Annotated in this window: 22 protein-coding genes; 15 read left to right on the top strand and 7 right to left on the bottom strand. The window is 70.5% G+C overall.

Annotation, left to right across the window (positions count from 1 at the left end; genetic code table 11):
* Nucleotides 1-41: 41 nt before the first annotated feature.
* From sufC to LDO26_RS08060, 8 genes are all read left to right on the top strand, one after another.
* Nucleotides 42-830, top strand: a complete 789-nt coding sequence (sufC, locus tag LDO26_RS08095; protein ID WP_232130577.1) for a Fe-S cluster assembly ATPase SufC — start codon at nt 42-44, stop codon at nt 828-830.
* On the top strand, nt 830-2,077 hold the full coding sequence (sufD, locus tag LDO26_RS08090) for a Fe-S cluster assembly protein SufD (RefSeq protein ID WP_232130576.1): 1,248 nt from the start codon (nt 830-832) through the stop codon (nt 2,075-2,077). The genes sufC and sufD overlap by 1 nt, the downstream gene beginning before the upstream one ends.
* Before the next feature lie 65 nt (nt 2,078-2,142).
* Nucleotides 2,143-3,378, top strand: a complete 1,236-nt coding sequence (locus LDO26_RS08085; protein WP_232130637.1) for a cysteine desulfurase — start codon at nt 2,143-2,145, stop codon at nt 3,376-3,378.
* 62 nt (nt 3,379-3,440) lie between these two features.
* The gene (locus tag LDO26_RS08080) at nt 3,441-4,040 is read left to right on the top strand and encodes a GNAT family N-acetyltransferase (RefSeq protein WP_232130575.1); all 600 of its coding nucleotides are present in this window, start codon (nt 3,441-3,443) and stop codon (nt 4,038-4,040) included.
* The gene (locus tag LDO26_RS08075; protein ID WP_232130574.1) at nt 4,037-4,369 is read left to right on the top strand and encodes a Rieske (2Fe-2S) protein; all 333 of its coding nucleotides are present in this window, start codon (nt 4,037-4,039) and stop codon (nt 4,367-4,369) included. Before LDO26_RS08080 ends, LDO26_RS08075 begins: the two co-directional genes overlap by 4 nt.
* Nucleotides 4,370-4,480: 111 nt before the next feature.
* Entirely contained in the window at nt 4,481-4,900 is a 420-nt protein-coding gene (locus LDO26_RS08070) for a hypothetical protein (protein WP_232130573.1), read from the top strand.
* Nucleotides 4,901-5,052: 152 nt separating this feature from the next.
* Nucleotides 5,053-7,500 (top strand): TonB-dependent receptor domain-containing protein, encoded by a 2,448-nt coding sequence (locus LDO26_RS08065; protein ID WP_232130572.1) that lies wholly within the window; start codon nt 5,053-5,055, stop codon nt 7,498-7,500.
* A 199-nt stretch (nt 7,501-7,699) separates the two neighbouring features.
* The gene (locus LDO26_RS08060; protein ID WP_232130571.1) at nt 7,700-8,491 is read left to right on the top strand and encodes an NRDE family protein; all 792 of its coding nucleotides are present in this window, start codon (nt 7,700-7,702) and stop codon (nt 8,489-8,491) included.
* Between the two features lie 66 nt (nt 8,492-8,557).
* On the opposite strand, the gene LDO26_RS08055 is transcribed toward LDO26_RS08060, so the two are convergent.
* The 6 genes from LDO26_RS08055 to LDO26_RS08030 all read right to left on the bottom strand — a co-directional run bounded on the left by LDO26_RS08055 (nt 8,558) and on the right by LDO26_RS08030 (nt 13,567).
* Nucleotides 8,558-9,145 carry a hypothetical protein gene (locus LDO26_RS08055; RefSeq protein ID WP_232130570.1) on the bottom strand — a complete coding sequence of 196 codons (588 nt, stop codon included), beginning with the start codon at nt 9,143-9,145 and terminating at the stop codon, nt 8,558-8,560.
* Between the two features lie 304 nt (nt 9,146-9,449).
* On the bottom strand, nt 9,450-9,929 hold the full coding sequence (locus tag LDO26_RS08050) for a hypothetical protein (protein WP_232130569.1): 480 nt from the start codon (nt 9,927-9,929) through the stop codon (nt 9,450-9,452).
* Nucleotides 9,926-10,126: a PspC domain-containing protein gene (locus LDO26_RS08045; protein WP_232130568.1), complete on the bottom strand. Its 201-nt coding sequence runs from the start codon at nt 10,124-10,126 to the stop codon at nt 9,926-9,928. The genes LDO26_RS08050 and LDO26_RS08045 overlap by 4 nt, the downstream gene beginning before the upstream one ends.
* A 90-nt stretch (nt 10,127-10,216) precedes the next feature.
* Nucleotides 10,217-11,290, bottom strand: coding sequence for a class III poly(R)-hydroxyalkanoic acid synthase subunit PhaC (gene phaC, locus LDO26_RS08040; protein ID WP_232130567.1), 1,074 nt, complete (start codon nt 11,288-11,290; stop codon nt 10,217-10,219).
* A gap of 1 nt (nt 11,291) precedes the next feature.
* Nucleotides 11,292-12,872: a class III poly(R)-hydroxyalkanoic acid synthase subunit PhaE gene (phaE, locus tag LDO26_RS08035; protein WP_232130566.1), complete on the bottom strand. Its 1,581-nt coding sequence runs from the start codon at nt 12,870-12,872 to the stop codon at nt 11,292-11,294.
* A gap of 74 nt (nt 12,873-12,946) precedes the next feature.
* The gene (locus LDO26_RS08030) at nt 12,947-13,567 is read right to left on the bottom strand and encodes a CDP-alcohol phosphatidyltransferase family protein (RefSeq protein WP_232130565.1); all 621 of its coding nucleotides are present in this window, start codon (nt 13,565-13,567) and stop codon (nt 12,947-12,949) included.
* Between the two features lie 250 nt (nt 13,568-13,817).
* On the opposite strand from LDO26_RS08030, the gene LDO26_RS08025 reads away from it, so the two are divergent.
* From LDO26_RS08025 to LDO26_RS07995, 7 genes are all read left to right on the top strand, one after another.
* Nucleotides 13,818-14,672, top strand: a complete 855-nt coding sequence (locus LDO26_RS08025) for an SPFH domain-containing protein (protein ID WP_232130564.1) — start codon at nt 13,818-13,820, stop codon at nt 14,670-14,672.
* Between the two features lies 1 nt (nt 14,673).
* Nucleotides 14,674-15,012, top strand: a complete 339-nt coding sequence (locus LDO26_RS08020) for a hypothetical protein (protein ID WP_232130563.1) — start codon at nt 14,674-14,676, stop codon at nt 15,010-15,012.
* Nucleotides 15,009-15,200, top strand: coding sequence for a type II toxin-antitoxin system antitoxin (locus LDO26_RS08015; protein WP_232130562.1), 192 nt, complete (start codon nt 15,009-15,011; stop codon nt 15,198-15,200). Before LDO26_RS08020 ends, LDO26_RS08015 begins: the two co-directional genes overlap by 4 nt.
* Nucleotides 15,193-15,369, top strand: a complete 177-nt coding sequence (locus tag LDO26_RS08010; RefSeq protein WP_232130561.1) for a DUF4177 domain-containing protein — start codon at nt 15,193-15,195, stop codon at nt 15,367-15,369. Before LDO26_RS08015 ends, LDO26_RS08010 begins: the two co-directional genes overlap by 8 nt.
* Nucleotides 15,366-16,208: a CPBP family intramembrane glutamic endopeptidase gene (locus LDO26_RS08005; protein ID WP_232130560.1), complete on the top strand. Its 843-nt coding sequence runs from the start codon at nt 15,366-15,368 to the stop codon at nt 16,206-16,208. The genes LDO26_RS08010 and LDO26_RS08005 overlap by 4 nt, the downstream gene beginning before the upstream one ends.
* Nucleotides 16,209-16,308: 100 nt before the next feature.
* A complete protein-coding gene (locus LDO26_RS08000) occupies nt 16,309-16,710 on the top strand; it encodes a DUF3887 domain-containing protein (RefSeq protein WP_232130559.1) in 402 nt (133 codons plus the stop codon).
* Nucleotides 16,711-16,770: 60 nt separating this feature from the next.
* Complete coding sequence (locus tag LDO26_RS07995) at nt 16,771-17,568, top strand: M15 family metallopeptidase (protein ID WP_232130558.1); 798 nt, start codon at nt 16,771-16,773, stop codon at nt 17,566-17,568.
* A gap of 139 nt (nt 17,569-17,707) precedes the next feature.
* Here the strand turns inward: LDO26_RS07995 and LDO26_RS07990 are convergent, their stop codons facing one another.
* The gene (locus LDO26_RS07990) at nt 17,708-18,082 is read right to left on the bottom strand and encodes a DUF423 domain-containing protein (protein WP_232130557.1); all 375 of its coding nucleotides are present in this window, start codon (nt 18,080-18,082) and stop codon (nt 17,708-17,710) included.
* Nucleotides 18,083-18,106: the final 24 nt, after the last annotated feature.

Genomic DNA, 18,106 nt, shown 5'->3' with positions numbered 1-18,106 from the left:
GCCGCGCCCGCCCCTTCTTCCGGATACTTGAACCCAACATCATGCTGAAGATCGAAGACCTCCACGCCGCCATCAACGGCCGCGAAATCCTCAAGGGCCTGTCGCTGGATGTGAAGCCCGGCGAAGTGCACGCGATCATGGGCCCCAACGGCGCCGGCAAGTCGACGCTGGGCAACATCCTGTCCGGGCGCGACGGCTATGAGGTCACCGCCGGCACGGTGACGTTCGAGGGCAAGGACCTGCTCGAGCTCGAACCCGAGGAGCGCGCCGCCGCCGGGGTGTTCCTGGCCTTCCAGTACCCGGTGGAGATTCCCGGGGTCAACAACACCTACTTCCTGCGCAGCGCGCTCAATGCGCAGCGCAAGGCGCGCGGCGAGGCGGAACTCGACTCGATGCAGTTCCTCAAGCTGGTGCGCGAGAAGCTCGGCACCCTGCATCTCGACGACCGCCTGCTGCACCGCGGCGTCAACGAGGGCTTCTCGGGCGGCGAGAAGAAGCGCAACGAGATCTTCCAGATGGCGGTGCTGGAGCCGAAGCTGGCGATCCTCGACGAGACCGACTCCGGCCTCGACATCGATGCGCTGAAGAACGTCGCCGAGGGCGTCAACGCCTTGCGCTCGCCCGACCGCGCATTCCTCGTCATCACCCACTACCAGCGCCTGCTCGACTACATCCGGCCGGACGTGGTGCACGTGCTGGCCGACGGCCGCATCGTGCAGAGCGGCGGCCCGGAACTGGCGCTGCAGCTGGAAGAAAAGGGCTACGCCTGGATCAAGGACCGCGTCGCGCCCGAGGCCGCTGCCCCCGTTCAAGCCGGGGGCGGGCTCTGATGAGTGCGCTGCTCGAATCGCTGGCCGCCGGGTTCGACGGCGACGCCGCACGCCGCGCCGCGCTCGACGCCGCGCTGCAGGGCGGCCTGCCCGGCCCGCGCAGCGAAGCCTGGAAGTACACATCGCTGCGCGCGCTCGAGCGGCGTACGTTCGCGCCGGCCGAAGCCGACGCACGGGTCGATGCCGCGTTGCTCGCCGGCATCCCGGCGCCGCGCGTGGTGTTCGTCAACGGCCGCGTCGACGCCGCGCTGACCGACCTCGCCGACCTGCCGGGCGGCGTCCACGTGCGCCTGCGCGACGGCGACGAGTGCGACGTCCGCGTCGAAACCGGCGCGCGCGCCGGCGACGCGGTGTTCCGCAACCTCAATGCGGCGCTCGCCAACGCCGGTGTCGTGGTCCACGCCTCGGCGGCGGCGGCCACCGACGCGGCGTTGCACCTGGTGTTCGTCGGCGCGCCGGCGGCGACCGATCTCGCCTGGCACCTGCGCCACGACGTGCTGGTCGATGCCGGCGCGTCGCTGTCGCTGGTCGAGCACCACATCGACAGCGGCGCGCACCGCCACCTCGACACCGGCACCACGACGCTGCGCATCGCCGAAGGCGCGCGCATGCGGCACCTGCGCCTGCAGCACAGGACCGCCGGCGCGACCACGTTCCTGCAGACCGACGGCGAACTGCGCGCCGATGCCGACTACACCCGGGTCGATGTCGAACTCGGCGGCGGCCTCACCCGGCATGAACTGGACGTCCGGCTGGTCGGCGACCGCGCCCGGCTGACCGCCAACGGCGTGCTGCTGGCCGGTGGCCGCGCGCACGTCGAGACCCGCCTCGGCATCCGCCACGTCGCCCGCGACACCGCCTGCCAGCTGATGTGGCGCGGCATCGGCGAGCGTCGCGGCCGGGTCGTGTTCCATGGCGGCATCACCATCGATGCCGGTGCCGACGGCACCGATGCGCGGCTGTCGAACAAGAACCTGCTGCTGTCGGACACCGCCGAGATCGACACCCAGCCGGTGCTGGTGATCCATGCCGACGAGGTCCAGGCCGCGCACGGCGCCACCGTCGGCCAGATCGATGCCAACGCGCTGTTCTACCTGCGTTCGCGCGGCCTGCCGGCGGCGGAGGCGCGGCACCTGCTGACCGCCGCCTTCGTGCGCGAACCGCTGGCGCCGATCGAGGACGACGCGCTTCGCGGGCAGGTGCAGGCGCATCTCGACCGCGCCCTGGCCGGCGGCGACGCGCCATGAGCAGGCCGGACGTCCCTCCGCCGCCGGTCGAGCCGCCATTCCAGCCTCCGTTCGACGGCCCGAGCATGCCGCGCACGCACAACGGCCAGGTCGACTGGGCAGCGGTGCGCGCCGACTTCCCGCTGCTGCTGCGCGAGGTCCACGGCAAGCCGCTGGTCTACTTCGACAACGCCAACACCGGGCAGAAGCCGGTATCGGTGATCGAGGCGATCGACGGCTTCTACCGCCGCCAGAACGCCAACGTCAGCCGCGCCGTGCACCAGCTCGGCACCGAGGCGACCGACGCCTACGAAGGCACGCGCCGCAGGCTTGCGGCGTTCGTCAACGTGCGTCCCGACGAGCTGGTGCTGTGCAGCGGCACCACGTTCGCGATCAACCTGGTCGCGTACTCGTGGGCGCTGCCGCGGCTCGGGCCCGGCGACACGATCCTGGTCTCGCGCATGGAACACCATGCCAACATCGTGCCGTGGCAACTGGTCGCCGAGCGCAGCGGCGCGAAGATCCGGGTCGCCGAGATCACGCCCGAGGGCACGCTCGACCTCGACGCGCTGACCCGGGCGATGACGCCCGACGTCAAGCTGCTGGCGCTCACCCACGTCTCCAACGTGCTCGGCACCGTCAATCCGGTGCGCGCGGTCTGCCGCGAGGCGCGCAGGCGCGGCATCGTCACGGTCATCGACGGCTCCCAGGCGCTGCCGCACCGCAAGGTCGACATCGCCGCGATCGGCTGCGACTTCTACGCCTTCACCGGCCACAAGATGTGCGGTCCGACCGGCACCGGCGCGCTGTGGGCGCGCCGCGAGCACCTGCAGGCGATGCCGCCGTTCCTCGGCGGCGGCGAGATGATCAAGGAAGTCAGTTTCGACGGCACCGTGTTCAACGATCCGCCGCACCGGTTCGAGGCCGGCACCCCGAACATCGCCGGCTTCGTCGGTCTGGGCGCGGCGGTCGACTATCTCGACCGGCTCGGCATGGATCACATCGAGGCGCGCGAGGCCGAACTGCTGGCGCACCTGACCGAAGCGCTGACGCGGATCGACGGCCTGCGCATCTTCGGCACCGCGCCGGAAAAGGCGGCGGTGGTGTCGTTCCTGGTCGAAGGCGCGCACGCGCACGACCTCGCCACACTGCTGGACCTGGAAGGCGTCGCGATCCGCTCCGGCCAGCACTGCGCGCACCCGCTGCTGCAGTTCTACGGCGTCGCCGCGACCTGCCGCGCCTCGCCCGCGTTCTACAACACGCACGAGGAGATCGACGCCTTCGTCGCCGCGCTGCGCAAGGTGCGCAAGCTGCTCGGGTGAACACCCCGCCCGCTGCACGACCGCCGCTGTCTGCGGCGCGGCGGCGGCGATAGCATAGGCGGATGCCGAATCCCGCCCCCGAGCCCGCAACCCCCAGGCCCGCCGCCCACGACGCCGCGCCGCCCTTCGCACCGCGCTTCCGCGCCGCCACCGCCGACGACGTCCCGGCGCTGGTCGCGCTGGTCACGTCGGCCTACCGCGGCGAGTCCAGCCGCGCCGGCTGGACCACCGAGGCCGACCTGCTCGACGGCCAGCGCATCGATCCGGACGTGCTGCTGGCCGACATCGCCCGCGCGGACAGCCGGGTCGTCGTCGTCGACGGCGACGACGGGCGACCGCTGGCCTGCGCGCACGTGGCGATCGAGGACGGCTGCGGCTACTTCGGCATGTTCGCGGTCTCCCCGCGGCTGCAGGGCCGCGGCACCGGTGCCGCGCTGCTGGCCGAATGCGAACGCATCGCCCGCGACGAATGGCGACTGCCGTCGATGCGCATGACCGTCATCGACGTGCGCGCTGCGCTGATCGCCTGGTACCAGCGCCGCGGCTACCGCCGCACCGGCATCCACATGCCGTTCCCCTACGGCGACGCGCGATTCGGCATCCCCAGGCGCGACGACCTGCGCTTCGAGCGGCTGGAAAAGCCACTGGGAGCCAGCCTGTGAGCGAGACCTGGACCTTCGTCTGCGCCACGGCCGAGCTGCTGCCCGGCGAGATGCGCACGGCCTTCGACGAGGTCACCGGCGCGTCGATCCTCGTCTTCAACTACGGCGGCGACCTGTACGCGCTCGAGGACCAGTGCAGTCACGAGGATTTTCCGCTGTCGAGCGGCGAATTCGATGCCGCCGGCGGCACCATCGAGTGCGTGCTGCATGGCGCCAGGTTCGACGTCCGCGACGGACGCGCCCTGTGCGCGCCGGCCTACGAGCCGGTGGCGAAGTTCCCGACCAGGGTCGAGCACGGCGGCGTGTGGACCCGCGACGACCGCGACTGAGCCCGCCGACACCGCACCGCCGCCAACGTCAATCGTTAACCTTTGCTGACGATAATCATTCTCAGTTAGAATCCCGTGAATGGGGTATCGACCCGTTCACGGAAGCAGCGCGTGACCGATGACAGCCAACGCCCGGGATCGCCCGATGACGGCCTTGCGATGGCCGCGTCCGGCATGTGCCGTCGGCTGCGCGATGCGGCGGGGCTCGCCCTGCTGCTGTGTGCCTTTCTTCTGGCCACCTTGACCGGACCCGCACGGGCCATGCCCGGAGCCGCCGGGGCGACGCCGGTCGCGGAAGGCACCTGCGGGCTGTGCGAAGGCGCGGAAATCCCCCCGGCAGTGGCGCGACGCCCCGCCGCACACGCCACCGGACCTGCCCGCACCGCACGCGTCGCAGAGCCAGTCCGCGCATGCGCCGATCGCGTCGCCACTGCCGGACCCGCCCTGTCTCCGTTGCACGGGCCGCCGCGCACCGCACCGGACCCGGATGCGCCGCCACGCCAGCACCGAAGCCGCGCGCCGCCGGCCTGACCAGGCCCCGGCGTCCACACGCCGCCCCCTTTGCAGGATGCCGCTGGTCCTCCGGACCGGCGTCCATGCTGCACAGCCCCCACACCCACCACTCCCTGCGCCGGCCAGCCATCGCCACGTCGCGTCGTGACCACACTTCACACGAGACTTCCATGCACACTCCGATGCCATTCCGCCGCTCCCTGCTCGCCGTCGCCCTGCTGGGCGCACTGTCGACGCCGGTGCTGGCCGAAACCCTGACCGCCACCGCCCCCCAGACCACCGACTTCGACACCGTCGTGGTGACCGCGGCGGGCTTCGAACAGAAGCTCACCGACGCTCCCGCGAGCATCAGCGTGATCACCCGGGAAGACCTGGCCAAGCGCCCCTACATGACCCTGCTCGACGCCGTACGCGACCTCGAAGGCATCGACGTCGGCGAGACCCGCGACAAGACCGGCCAGGGCACCATCTCGATCCGCGGCATGGGCTCGGACTACACCCTGATCCTGGTCAACGGCCGGCGCCAGAACAACCACGGCGACATCTACCCCAACAGCTTCGGCGGCAACCAGTTCAACCACATCCCGCCGCTGGACGCGATCGAGCGCATCGAGGTGATCCGCGGGCCGATGTCCACGCTGTACGGGGCCGACGCGATGGGCGGCGTGATCAACATCATCACCAAGCGCAACCTCGACACCTGGAGCGGTTCGGCCTCGATCGCCCGCACTTTCGAGACCGACGACCAGTTCGGCGACGATTCCACGGTCGACTTCTTCGTCACCGGTCCGCTGGTGCCCGGCAAGCTCAACCTCAGCGCGCGCGGCAGCTGGTACCGGCGCGACGCGTCCAACCCGGTCTACGATTCGGTCACCGACCCGGCGGGCGAGATCCACAACCGCTCGCTCGGCTTCGGCGGCGGCGGCAAGACCGTGGACAACACCAACAAGGCCGCCGGCGTCAGCCTGGAATGGCTGCTGGGCGAAAACCAGACCGTGACCCTGGACTACGATATCTCGCGCCAGGAATACGACAACGAAACCAAGATCAACGACGCCGGCGTCGAGGAGTACCCGGTCGGCACCGTCGACGACTACGGCGCGATGCTGCGCATCGGCAACAACGGCCGCATCGAACCGCGCGCCGGCTATCGCCCCACCCAGGAGTTCACCCGCGACAACTGGGCGATCTCCCACCAGGGACGTTGGGACTTCGGCAACAGCTTCGTGTCGCTGGCCTATGTCGAAACCAACAACGACGGACGCACCCTGCCCTACACGGTGGCCGAGCGCCAGAGCATGCAACTGCTGTGGAACTCGTTCTGCGCCAACCTTGGCGGCACCGTGGACGGAGACGGCTACTGCCCGGTGGCCGGCACCGGTTACGCCAACGTCAACGCGTGGAACAACCTGTCCGAAGCCGCAAAGCTCGCGGCGATGGAAGACAACCTGACGCCGGAGCAGTACGCGCAGCTGCTGACCTACCTGCCGCGCCCGGACCGCAGGCTGGAAAGCAACCAGTACACCCTCGACGCCAAGCTGGACATCCCGTTCCAGTGGCATGGCGACCACACGGCGGTGATCGGTACCCAGATCATCCGCGGCGAACTGATCGACGGCGTGTTCGGCATGGAAAGCGGTACGACCGGCAGCGCCCAGAAACACGACATGTACTCGCTGTTCGCCGAGGACACCTGGTACGTGATCGAGCCCCTGGCGATCACCGCCGGCCTGCGCTACGACGACCACAAGGTGTTCGGCAACCACGTCAGCCCGCGCCTGTACGGCGTGTGGACGGTGAATCCGCAGTGGACCCTGAAGGGCGGCGTCAGCACCGGCTTCAAGACCCCGAAGACAACCCAGTTGTACGACGGCATCGTCGGTTTCGGCAGCCAGGGCGTCTCGCCGATGTTCGGCAACCCGGACCTGAAGCCGGAAACCAGCACCAGCTACGAAGTGGCGGTGTACTGGCAGCATCCGGAGGGTCACAACTTCAATGCCACCGTGTTCCGCAACGAATTCGACGACAAGATCGCCTCGCAATCCTGCGGCGCAGGCCTGGCGCTCGCCTGTTCCAGCACCGGCGACTATGCCGACCTGGGCTATTCCAACAGCAGCAAGACGATCAACATCGACGAAGCGGTCACGCAGGGCGTGGAGCTGGCCGGCCGCTGGCAGGTGAGCGACCGCTTCGGCCTGCGTGCCAACTACACCTACACCGACAGCGAACAGAAGAGCGGCAACAGCGCCGGCCTGCCGCTTGGCAACAGCGCCCGGCACATGGCCAACGCCACCCTGGACTGGCAGGCCATGGACAGCTTCAACGTCTTCCTTGCCGCCGAGGCCCGCTCCAAGCGCTATCGCGGCGTCGATTCGACCACCGGCGAACACCTGTACTGGAAGGACTACCAGGTGTTGCACCTGGGCGCTTCGTACAGTGTCAACCAATGGGCCACGATCAACGCGCGCATCAACAACCTGCTGGATCGCGACTTCACCACCTACCAGTACGCGTTCATCGACAACGGCGACGGCAGCTACACGCTGTCGGCCCAGGACGACTACAACAACAAGGACAAGGCGCGCAATTTCTGGCTGAGCCTCAACGTCCGGTTCTGAACCGGATACCGGGACCGGATGCCTGCCGGGCAGTCCGGCCCAACACCTGACCGGGTAAGCCCGGATCGAACCAACGCACCGCCCGCTGCCGCACGCCACGGCAGCGGGCGGTGTGCCATCCGGACAACCATGCGCCAGTTGCCGCACGAGCCGCATGCGCATGCACTGCCCGCCACCCGGGTTCCGCTAGCATGCCGGCATGTGCCTGATCGCCATCGCCTGGAACACGCGTCCCGACCTGCCGCTGGCGCTGATCGCCAACCGCGACGAATTCCACCGGCGGCCCAGCGCTGCGGCGGATTTCGATCCCGACGCGCCCGACGTCTACGGTGGGCGCGACCTGCTGCAGCACGGCAGCTGGCTGCTGGCATCGACGCGGCGTCGCCTCGCCGCGGTCACCAACGTACGCCAGGGCCGGCAGGCCGGCGACGCCGCTGCGTCGCGCGGCTGGCTGGTCCGCGACTTCGTCCGCGGCGACCTGCCGGCGCCGGCATTCGCGTCCGCGCTGGCCGCGGATGCGCAGGCCTATGGCCGGTTCAACCTGCTGCTGTGGGACGGCGCGGCACTGTGGTTCGCCAGCAATACCCCGGCCTTCACCGCGTCTGCGGTCACCCCCGGCCTGCATGCGATGTCGAACGGCGCATTCGATGCCCGATGGCCCAAGAGCACCGCGGCGACCCGCACGCTGGATCACTGGCTGTCGACGCGCGGCAACGACATCGCCGCCGACCTGCACGACGCCACCCGCCTGGCGCCGCTGTTCGCCGGGTTGCGCGACGCCACCGTCGCACCCGACGCCGCACTGCCGGACACCGGCGTGGGACTGGAACTGGAACGCCGGCTGTCGCCCCCGTTCATCGTCGATGCGGACTACGGCACGCGCAGCAGCAGCGTCGTGCTGGCCGGCGCGGACGGCATCGCCTTCGAGGAACGGCGCTTCGGCCCGTCTGGCGTGGAAACCGGCACATCGCGGACGTGGCTGGCCACCTGACGGCCACGCTGGCGCCCGCCGGCAAGCGGCTTGCGCGCGAACCGGAGGCGCGTGGTGAGCGCGGGACTACTGCGCCGTGGTCGCCGTGCAGCGCAACGGCGCGTCGTTCTCCAGCACCTGCTCCCATCCGTTGGGCGAGCGCGCGGCCACGGTCCCGTTGATGCAACTGCGCGTCGCGCCGGATTGGCGGGCACTGATCGGCCCCGGCAGCATCGGATTGCCTTCGGCATCCAGCGCCTCGCCCTCGTCCTCGCCGCCGGCGGACGACGGCGCAGCGGTTTCCGCTCCCGCCACGGGCGCGAGATCGGCCGCATCGGGATTCGCGGCGGCTGGCGGCTCGGCCGGAAACGCCGGGGCCGGGGGGGTGGCCGGAGCCGAGGCCGGCAACGGAGCCTGTTCCACTGCCGTGGGCACTGCATCCACGGCTTCCGGAGCTTCCGGCGCCTCGGGCACGACCGCGGCCTGCCCGCTGTCGGATGTCTGGCCGAATGCGCCGACCGCCCAGTGGCGGATGCCGCCGGCGACCAGACTGCCGACGATCACCGCCAGCGTCACGGGCAGGAAGAACGCCCAGGGCGAGACGGCGGAATCACGTTCATGCATGGCGGGGTTCTCCGGTGGACGCATCGAGCGTCGCGCAGTCGGCACGTCCACCGCAAGTCCGCAGCACGCCGCAGCCGCAATGCGAGCGAGGCATCGCGGTCGGACGGACGTGCGCTGGGACAGGCGTGTCGCGGCCGGGCCGATGGCGACGGGCTGACCGCACGCAGCCACAACAGCGAAAGGTCCGGTCTTTCCGGATTTCTCCGAATGGCCGGACCTTATCTTTGCCGAAGCAATTGCATTCCGCGCGTTGCGCTTCCTGCTTCTTCTTCGACGGGTGCAGCGTCCCACATCGACCGTTATCGAGGCGTCAAGAAAAGCCTCCGTTCGTCGGGTTCCGGCGGCGCCGACGCATTCACGGCGCAGGCCATGGCCACCAGCCCGTCCCACGGGCGGCATAGCGGTCGGCGGCACGCTCGAAGCGGTTGCGCACGCTGATGCCACCGCACAGCAGGTACAGCGGAAGGAACAGCGGCCCCAGCACCATGTACTGGTAGACGTGCGCACGCTCGTGGTCGCACAGCCGGATCGGCGCATCGACGCACAGGCCGGCCCGGTGCGCATAGGTCGCGCAGGCCACGTCCACCGACGCGCCGGTATGCAGGATCACGTTGCCGAACGTGATCGCCCCGCCCGGGCCCCACGGCCAGCGCTCGAACACCAGCGCCAGGTCACGGCCGCGCCAGTGCGGACGGGCGCCGCGCGCGAGCCCGGCGGTACCCGCCAGCAGGCCGATCAGGGAATTGGGCGACGTCCACACGGCACCGAGGATCTGCAGGATGCGGCGCGCCGCGACCGGCCAGTGCCGCCATCGCGGGTACCGCGCGGCGCTCAACCGTCGTCTTCCGGCATCAGCAGCCACAACAGGACGTAGACGAGGATGCCGGGGAACGCCGCCGACACCACCGACAGCACGATGTACAGCGCGCGCGTGAGGTTGGAGTTCCAGCCGAAGCGCCGGGCGATGCCGCCGATCACCCCGGCAAGCACGCGATCGTCGCGGGGACGGCTCAGGCCATTGGAAAGACGCATCGGGGACCTCGGTCGTCGGAAGTGGGCATGCGCGAGATGTGGCGCGAAGGCCGGGGTTTCAATGCAGGCGCCCGCCGCCGGGACACGGACTCAGTCGCGCGAACGCGGCGTCAGCCAGTCGTGGATCGCCGACGGCACCTCGGATTGCGCGCGGCCGGAGACGTAGAGGCCGATGTGGCCGCCGCGGAACGACAGTTCGCTGTAGTCGTCGCTGCCGACCAGGCCGCGCAGCGCGCGCGAGGCGTCGGGCGGCACCAGGTGGTCCTGTTCGGCGAAGATGTTCAGCACCGGCATCTCCACCAGCCCCAGGTGCACCTCGCGCTCGCCGATGACGATGCAGCCGTTGATGAAGCCGTTGGCCTGGTAGAACTGCTTGATGAACTGCCGGAACGCCTCGCCCGCCTGGTCGGGCGAATCGAAGATCCACTTCTCCATGCGCAGGAAATCCTCGAGCGCGGCCTTGTCGTCGAGGATGTCGACCAGCCCGACATACTTCTGCACGAACAGCCGCCACGGCTTCAGCGTCAGGTAGCACAGGTTCATCATGTCGGCCGGCACGTTGCCGAGCGTGTCGACGAACAGGTCCACGTCCATGTCGCGGGTCCAGTTCGACAGCATGTTGTCGCCGGTGTGGAAATCGACCGGCGTCACCATCGTGATCAGGTTGCGCACCCGCTCGGGATGCAGCGCGGCATAGCACAGCGAGAACGTGCCGCCCTGGCAGATGCCCAGCAGGTTGACCGCATCGATGTCGAACGCGTCGCGCAGGTGGTCGACAGCGCCGCCGACGAAGCGCTCGATGTAGTCCTCGAGCGTCAGGAAGCGGTCCGATCGGTCGACATAGCCCCAGTCGAGGATGTAGACGTCCTCGCCGCGTTCGAGCAGCCCCTTGACGATCGAGCGGTTGGCCTGCAGGTCGACCATGTACGGCCGGTTGACCAGCGCATAGACGATCAGCAGCGGTACCTTCGCGGTCGGCGCACGCTCGCCGATGAAGCGGTAGAGCACCACCTTGCCGTCGCGCCAGACCTCCTGCTTCGCCGTCGCGCCGTAGTGGACGTCGTCGAGATCGCGCAGGGTCCGCAGGCTGGCGCCGAGCTTGTGCTGGAGGCGCATCGCGTCTTCGACGATGCGCTGGGGCGTGATGTGCAGTGGTGCGGTCATGTCAGCGCTTCTTCTTGCTGCGGACGCGCCCGGCCGGCACGTCGTTCAAGGGCTCGGGCGCGAGCGGGATCGGCGATATGAACCCGTAGTTGGGCAGGCGCTCCACGCGCGACGGCGCCCGCGCGGCCTTGCGGGCGGCGGCCCGGGTAGCGGGTACCGCGCGCGGCGTGCGCCGCGCGGCGGTCCGTGTCGCTGTCGCCTTAGAGGCGGCCGCGGTGCGCTTGCCGCGTCCCTTCGCCGGCGACGGGTTCGCCCTGGTCGGCGCAGCGGGAGCCGCGCGTTGCGGCGCCGCCACCTTGCCGGCGGTCTTCTTCGGCGCCTTGCGCGCGGGGGCGGCGACCTTGCCCGACGCCTGCTTCGCGGTCTTCGTGGCGGTCCGTGCGACGGTCTTCTTCGCGGTCTTCTTCGCCGCCTTGCCGGTGGTCTTCGCGGCGCGCTTCTTCGCAGCCGGCGCCGCTGCCCCTGTCGATGCGCCCGCGCCCGCCGCCGCGGGCGCCGGCGTCGCGCGCCGCTGTGCCGTGGCCTTCGTTGCCGTGACATCGTCGGCCGCCGGGCCGTCGCCCCGGGCCTGCGGCGTGGCCGGCGCTGCGGTCGCCGCCACACCGGCGGCGCCTCGCCGCGTCGTGCGCGGCGCGACCTCGTCGACACGGGCGCTCAACCGGCGCAGCGCGCGTTCGAGTTCGGCGATCTTGCGGTGCGCGCCGTCGAGTTCGCTGCGCGTGGGCAGGTCGAACAGGCGGCAGGCCTGCTCGATCTCCTTCTGCACGGCCAGCCGCAGCCGCATCTGGCCGTTGACCATGTCGGCGTAGGCGCTGCGGAACTCCAGCGACAGCGCGATCTCGGCATAGGCCTCCTCGGCGGCATCGATCCACAGGTCGAACAGCGCGCGCGGCGATTCGATCTGCCGCCCGGGCGTCGCGTGCGCCTCCAGCTTGCGTTCGAAGATGACGAACGCGGCCTGCGATGCCCGCGCCAGCAGCGCGTGATACGCCTGCTGGCTGCGCTGGTAGTCCGTCTGCGCCAGCGCCAGCGCCTGCCAGCGCTCCTGGTGCTCGCGGGCGACGCCGAAGGCAGGCATCTGCAGCCAGTCGCGCTGCCCGCCGTTGACGGCGTCGAGAAACGGACGCAGATGCGCCATCCATGCATCCGGCCCGGCCATGCCCTGCAGGCCGTCGAACATCTGCGCGAAGGGATTGGCCTGGGCGCCGCCCAGCGCCTGTCGCCAGGCACCGGCGATGTCCTGCGGACTGGCGCTGCGCTCGGCGAACTGCATCGCGAGCCGCTGCATCTCCGCGAACCATTGCCGCGCCTGGGCGTTGAAACGGTCGACGACGTCGCCGGCGGCCGGCTGTCCCGGCGGCGCCGCGTGACGCGCCCACCAGTCCATCGCGTCGCGCCACGGGTCGGCCGCTGCCGTGCCGAAGCCGGGCACCGCGCCCGGCAGGCCGAAGCCACCGGCACCTGCCGCCGCGCCGGGCGCGGTCTGGCGCAGGGCCTGTCCCCAGGCGTCCCATGCCTGGCGCGCCAGACGCTCGAGTTCGGTTCCGGAGATCCCCGGAACGCCCTGCCAGCCGTTCGCCATCGCGCCCTCCCGCTCAGATGTCTCCGATCATAACAACTGGCGGTTGCTGCACGCCTGTCCGCCGACCCGCGCGCTCAGAACTTGGGAATGCGCAGGGTCTTGCTGATCATCAGCGACCCCGACAGCGCGAACACCAGCACCAGCGGATGCAGCTGCCAGGGACCCAGCTGCACCACGCCCAGCCACAGCTCGCTGCCGATGCGCCCGCTCCACGCGGCGATCGCCAGCAGCACCACCAGCAGCAGGCTCGACGGGATCGGCGTGCCCTCGAAGTACTTCACCTTGTCGCCGCCGTCGGCCAGCGTCTCGGCGGTGACGTTGTAGCGCGCCAGCCGGCTGACGCCGCAGCCGACGAAGAAGCTCAGCACGATCCAGTCCCAGCCGCCCTGCATGCCGCAGGCATAGGCCAGCGCGGCCGGGGCGAGGCCGAAGGAGATGATGTCGGCCAGCGAATCGAGCTCGCGGCCCAGGGTCGAGGCGACCTTGCGCCAGCGCGCGATGCGGCCGTCGAGGGCGTCGAACACGAACGCCAGCGGGATCAGCGCCATACCGGTCAGCAGGTCGGACACCTCGCCGTCCTGCAGGAAGCGCATCGCCGCGAACACCGCGCCGGTACCGCAGAACGCGTTGCCCAGCGTGAACCAGTCGGCCAGCTGGAAGTCGCGCAGCATCGAGAAATGGCGGGGACGGGACATCGGGACTCCAGTGCAGGGGGCATGGCGATGGTGCCGGCGCGGGCGGGAACCGCGCGTGAGCGGCACCGATGCCGCGCCCGCGACATCGACCGGCATTGTGCATCGCGCGCAGGCCGGGGCGCTGCGGGGGTCCGGCAGCGCGAGTCCGCGGACCGGGCCGCATGCGCCGGCGGGCGGGGCCGCCGCCGCTTGACATCCGATATCTATTTGATATCAATTGATCCCACACCCACTGCAACGGCGCCATGCCATGAAAGAGAACCCGATCCGCTCCCTGCCCGGCATCCCGTTCGCGCTGCTGCTGCTCGCGGGCATCGGCCTGTGCGTCTACCTGTTCTTTGCCGGCGGCGGCGGCGTGGTGCCGCTGGTCGCGATCGCCGCCGCGCTGGCGCTGGCCTTCCTGGTCACCGGCCTGTACATGGTCGAACCCAACCAGGCCGCGGTCCTGAGCCTGTTCGGGAAATACGTCGGCACCGACAAGGCCAACGGCCTGCGCTGGAACAACCCGTTCTTCACCAAGAAGAAGGTGTCCTTGCGGGTGCGCAACTTCGAGAGCGGCCGGCTCAAGGTCAACGAGCTCGACGGCAGCCCGATCGAGATCGCCGCGGTGGTGGTCTGGAAGGTCGTCGATTCGGCCGAGGCGGTGTTCAACGTCGACGACTACGAGAGCTTCGTGCACATCCAGTCCGAGGCGGCGCTGCGGGCGATGGCGACCAGCTATCCCTACGACCAGCACGAGGAAGGCGATATCTCGCTGCGCAGCCATCCGGCCGAGATCTCCGACCGCCTCAAGGAGCACCTCGACGAGCGCCTGACCGCGGCCGGCGTCGACGTGCTGGAAGCGCGCATCAGCCACCTCGCCTACGCGCCCGAGATCGCCCAGGCGATGCTGCAGCGCCAGCAGGCCAATGCGGTCATCGCCGCGCGCACGCGGATCGTCGCCGGCGCCGTGGGCATGGTCGAGATGGCGCTGGCCGAGCTGGAGAAGAACGGGGTGGTCGCGCTCGACGAGGAGCGCAAGGCCACGATGGTCAGCAATCTGCTGGTGGTGCTGTGCAGCGACCGCGCGACGCAGCCGGTGGTCAACACCGGCTCGCTGTACTGACATGGCCCAGCACTACGTCGCCGCCACGGTCTTCGCCCTGCTCGCCGGGCCCGCGTTCGTGTCGGCCCGCTGGCTGGCCGGGGGGCGCCTGCCGCTGCCCGCCGGCAGCACCGGCATGACCGCCGGCGACAAGGCGGTGCTCGACAGCAGGCTGGCGCGGCTGATGCGGATGATCGGGCTGGCGATGCTGGCCACCGCCGCGGGCGTGGCGCTGTGGGGCGACGACGAGACCCGGCTGCTGGCGCTGGCGGCGGTCATGGTGCTGGTCGTCAACGGCCTGGCGCTGGCCGCGGTGCTGGTCGTCGTCGCCGCCAAGCGGCGGGCGCGGGACCGCCGGTGAACGGCAAGAAGGCCTACCCGCTGCGCATCAATGCCGAGATCCTGGCAGCGGTGCAGCGCTGGGCGGACGACGAACTGCGCAGCGCCAACGCACAGATCGAATACGTGCTGCGCGATGCGTTGCGCCGGGCCGGCCGGCTTCCCGCGTCCCGGAATCCGCCGACATCCAAAGGAAAAAGCGATGAGTGAGCGTTGGCAGTACAAGGTGCAGCAGGTCGAGGTCGGTACGCTTGGCGGGGTCAAGCCGGAGGTCGTCGAAGAGCACCTGCAACGGCTTGGCCAGCAGGGTTGGGAACGGGTCAACGCCGTGCACGTGGCCGGACGGCCCGTGCTGCCGTTCCTGAAGCGGCGCGCATGATCGCGCCGCCCCCTCCCCGCCTGCGCCAGGACCTGCGCGTCGCGGTCGCATGGGCGGCGCTTGCCGCGCTGGCGACGGTGGCCGTGTTCCCCTACCTGATGCAGGTCATGCCGGGCCGGCTCGACGCGATACCGGTGCCGCTGCCGGCGCTGATCGCGATCCAGGCGATGCAGATGTTCATCATGACCGCGCTGCTGGCATGGGCCGGCCTGCGCATGGGCCATCGCGTCGGGCTCGGCAGCCCGCTGATGCAGCGCTGGATCAACCGCCATGGCGCTGTCGGGGTCCGGGCGCTGCGGCCAGGCCACAGCATCGTGCTGGGCGTTGCCTCGGCGCTTGCGATCCTGCTGCTGTCGTATCTGCTCGATCCGCTGCTGCTGCCCGAACCGAAGGTCGCGATGCAGGACATCGACGGCGCGCGCAACGCCCTGTACGGCCTGCTGGCGTCGTTCTACGGCGGCATCGTCGAGGAAGTCCAACTGCGCCTGTTCCTGATGACCCTGCTGGTGTGGGGCGTGGCCCAGGCCGAACGGCTGCGGCTGCCGCGCACCATGCGCGCGCAGACGCCGCATCCGCGCCCGTCCGCGGCACTGGTGTGGACCGCGATCGTCATCGCCGCGCTGCTGTTCGGCGCCGGCCACCTGCCCACCGCGGCCGGCATCTGGGGGCTCGATGCCGGGGTGGTGGCACGCACCGTGCTGCTCAACGCGATCGGCGGTGTGGCCTTCGGCTGGGTCTACTGGAAGCGCGGACTCGAAATGGCCGTACTGGCGCATTTCAGCGCCGACCTCGTGCTGCACGTGGCAGTGCCCCTGCTGATGCCGCAGGCGGTGCTCTAGGAAGCTGGTCGCGGCGAAGCGGACGCTGGGGTCGGCCCGGATGGCGGCCCCGGGCGCCACGGGCTAGAGTCGTCGGCACATCCTTCCGGAGTCCACGCCCATGCGCCTCTTCCGCTCCTTCAGGCATTCGGCCCTGCTCGCGTTGCTCGTCGCCTGCTTCGCCATGCCCGCACTCGCCGCCGACGAGGCGGAGGCGGCCGCGACCGCCAACGCGATCCTCGACCAGCTCGATGCCGGCGACTTCGACACGGTCACCGCCCAGTTCAACGCACAGATGAAGGCCGCACTCGACCGGCCGCAGCTGCAGGCGGTCCAGCAGCAGATCGAGGCCGCCGGCCCGGTCACCTCGCGCGATCCCGCGCGGGTGGCGGAGCAGGACGGCTACACCGTCGTGATGATCCGCGTACATCGCGAGCAGGCCAGCCTCGACGCCACGGTCGCGATCGACAACGACGGCAAGATCGCCGGCCTGCATTTCGCGCCGGTCGCGGCAGGCGGCTGATTCCGCCAGGCGGCCATCGCGGGCTACCCGGCAATGGACGACAGGCCCTAAGCTTGCGGCATGCGTATCCGCTGCCGCACCCTGTTCAACACCCCCGATATCGAACTCTGGCCCGCGGACCTGCTGCGCGCGCGCAGCAACCGCGACGCCCGCATCCTCGCCCGTGCCGGCCACGTCCTGCGCCGCAAGCGCGACGGCCGCTATCTGGCGGCGGCACTGCCGGAAGGACTGATGCCGCTGCTGCCGCGCTGGCATCGCGAAGCCGGCCTGCACGACGCACTCGACGTGCTGGACGCGTTGGCGGATGCGCGGCGATCGGGCGCGGACGATGCGGCCACGCTGCCCCTGCACCGCCTGCAGGAGCGGCTGCAGGCCCTCGGCGTCGACGGCGATGCCTATGCCGCGCGCACCGGCCTGCCGCTGGTGCCCGAGCCCGCGCGGCTGGCGTACGCCGGCGAGGACCGCTACCGCCGTCCGTTGTGGCTGCATGCGGATACCGCGCGCGCGTGGCCGCGGATGCGTGAGGCCGCGGCGCGCGACGGCGTCGTGCTCGAAGCGGTTTCCGGCTACCGCAGCCACGATTACCAGCTCGGCATCTTCGCGCGCAAGCGCGCGCGCGGACAGCGGGTCGACGACATCCTGCGGGTCAATGCCGCGCCCGGCTACAGCGAGCACCATTCCGGCCGGGCGCTGGACATCGGCACGCCGGGCGAACCCGCCGCCGAGGAATCCTTCGAACACACTCGGGCATTCGCCTGGCTGCGCGAACACGCGGCCACGCATGGCTTCACGATGAGCTACCCACGCGACAACCTGCACGGCATCGTCCACGAGCCCTGGCACTGGCGCCAGGAATAATTGCCGTCTCCCGCCGCCCGGCGGGAGACACCGCCGCCCCTCTCACGCAACGCGGGAGAGGGGGGGACCATCGGCGGCGCCGATGGTGGGGTGAGGGCAACGCCAGGCGTGCCTGCCGCGCCCCTGGACGCCTCGCCCCTCAGCGCCGCAACGCATCCACCGCATACAGCACCCAGCCCAGCATCACCAGCATGCCGCCCCACGGGGCGAACATCGACGGCCCGGCCAGCAGGTAGCGGGAGACCAGCGCCCCGGAGAACAGCAGCGTGCCCAGCAGCAGTGCCAGAAGCGCCAGCGCGGTCAGCGTGCGGCGGGCGCCCCGCGCCAGCGCGGCAAGCGCCACGCCGTGTCCGAACGCGAACACCGCGGCCGTCTGCAGGCCGCTGCGGGCATCGCCGTCGACCGCATGTGCGGCATAGGCGGACAGGCCGACCGCGATCCCCGCCAGCAGCGCGCCCGCAGCCACCAGGCCGCCCGGCCCCGGCCCGGAATCAAGCCCGCGATCACGACGCATCCGATCCCTCCCCCGGCGCATCGC

The sequence above is a fragment of the Proluteimonas luteida genome (genome assembly GCF_021191695.1).
Taxonomy (GTDB): domain Bacteria; phylum Pseudomonadota; class Gammaproteobacteria; order Xanthomonadales; family Xanthomonadaceae; genus Luteimonas; species Luteimonas luteida.
Note: the sequence above shows the minus strand (reverse complement) of the source record. Positions and strands in the feature narration are given on the sequence as shown.

Coding starts and splice junctions, on each gene's coding strand:
- sufC (WP_232130577.1), top strand. CDS start 42: ATGCTGAAGATCGAAGACCTCCACGCCGCCATCAACGGCCGCGAAATC.
- sufD (WP_232130576.1), top strand. CDS start 830: ATGAGTGCGCTGCTCGAATCGCTGGCCGCCGGGTTCGACGGCGACGCC.
- LDO26_RS08085 (WP_232130637.1), top strand. CDS start 2,143: ATGCCGCGCACGCACAACGGCCAGGTCGACTGGGCAGCGGTGCGCGCC.
- LDO26_RS08080 (WP_232130575.1), top strand. CDS start 3,441: ATGCCGAATCCCGCCCCCGAGCCCGCAACCCCCAGGCCCGCCGCCCAC.
- LDO26_RS08065 (WP_232130572.1), top strand. CDS start 5,053: ATGCACACTCCGATGCCATTCCGCCGCTCCCTGCTCGCCGTCGCCCTG.
- LDO26_RS08060 (WP_232130571.1), top strand. CDS start 7,700: ATGTGCCTGATCGCCATCGCCTGGAACACGCGTCCCGACCTGCCGCTG.
- LDO26_RS08045 (WP_232130568.1), bottom strand. CDS start 10,126: ATGCGTCTTTCCAATGGCCTGAGCCGTCCCCGCGACGATCGCGTGCTT.
- phaC (WP_232130567.1), bottom strand. CDS start 11,290: ATGACCGCACCACTGCACATCACGCCCCAGCGCATCGTCGAAGACGCG.
- phaE (WP_232130566.1), bottom strand. CDS start 12,872: ATGGCGAACGGCTGGCAGGGCGTTCCGGGGATCTCCGGAACCGAACTC.
- LDO26_RS08030 (WP_232130565.1), bottom strand. CDS start 13,567: ATGTCCCGTCCCCGCCATTTCTCGATGCTGCGCGACTTCCAGCTGGCC.
- LDO26_RS08025 (WP_232130564.1), top strand. CDS start 13,818: ATGAAAGAGAACCCGATCCGCTCCCTGCCCGGCATCCCGTTCGCGCTG.
- LDO26_RS08020 (WP_232130563.1), top strand. CDS start 14,674: ATGGCCCAGCACTACGTCGCCGCCACGGTCTTCGCCCTGCTCGCCGGG.
- LDO26_RS08010 (WP_232130561.1), top strand. CDS start 15,193: ATGAGTGAGCGTTGGCAGTACAAGGTGCAGCAGGTCGAGGTCGGTACG.
- LDO26_RS08005 (WP_232130560.1), top strand. CDS start 15,366: ATGATCGCGCCGCCCCCTCCCCGCCTGCGCCAGGACCTGCGCGTCGCG.
- LDO26_RS08000 (WP_232130559.1), top strand. CDS start 16,309: ATGCGCCTCTTCCGCTCCTTCAGGCATTCGGCCCTGCTCGCGTTGCTC.
- LDO26_RS07995 (WP_232130558.1), top strand. CDS start 16,771: ATGCGTATCCGCTGCCGCACCCTGTTCAACACCCCCGATATCGAACTC.
- LDO26_RS07990 (WP_232130557.1), bottom strand. CDS start 18,082: ATGCGTCGTGATCGCGGGCTTGATTCCGGGCCGGGGCCGGGCGGCCTG.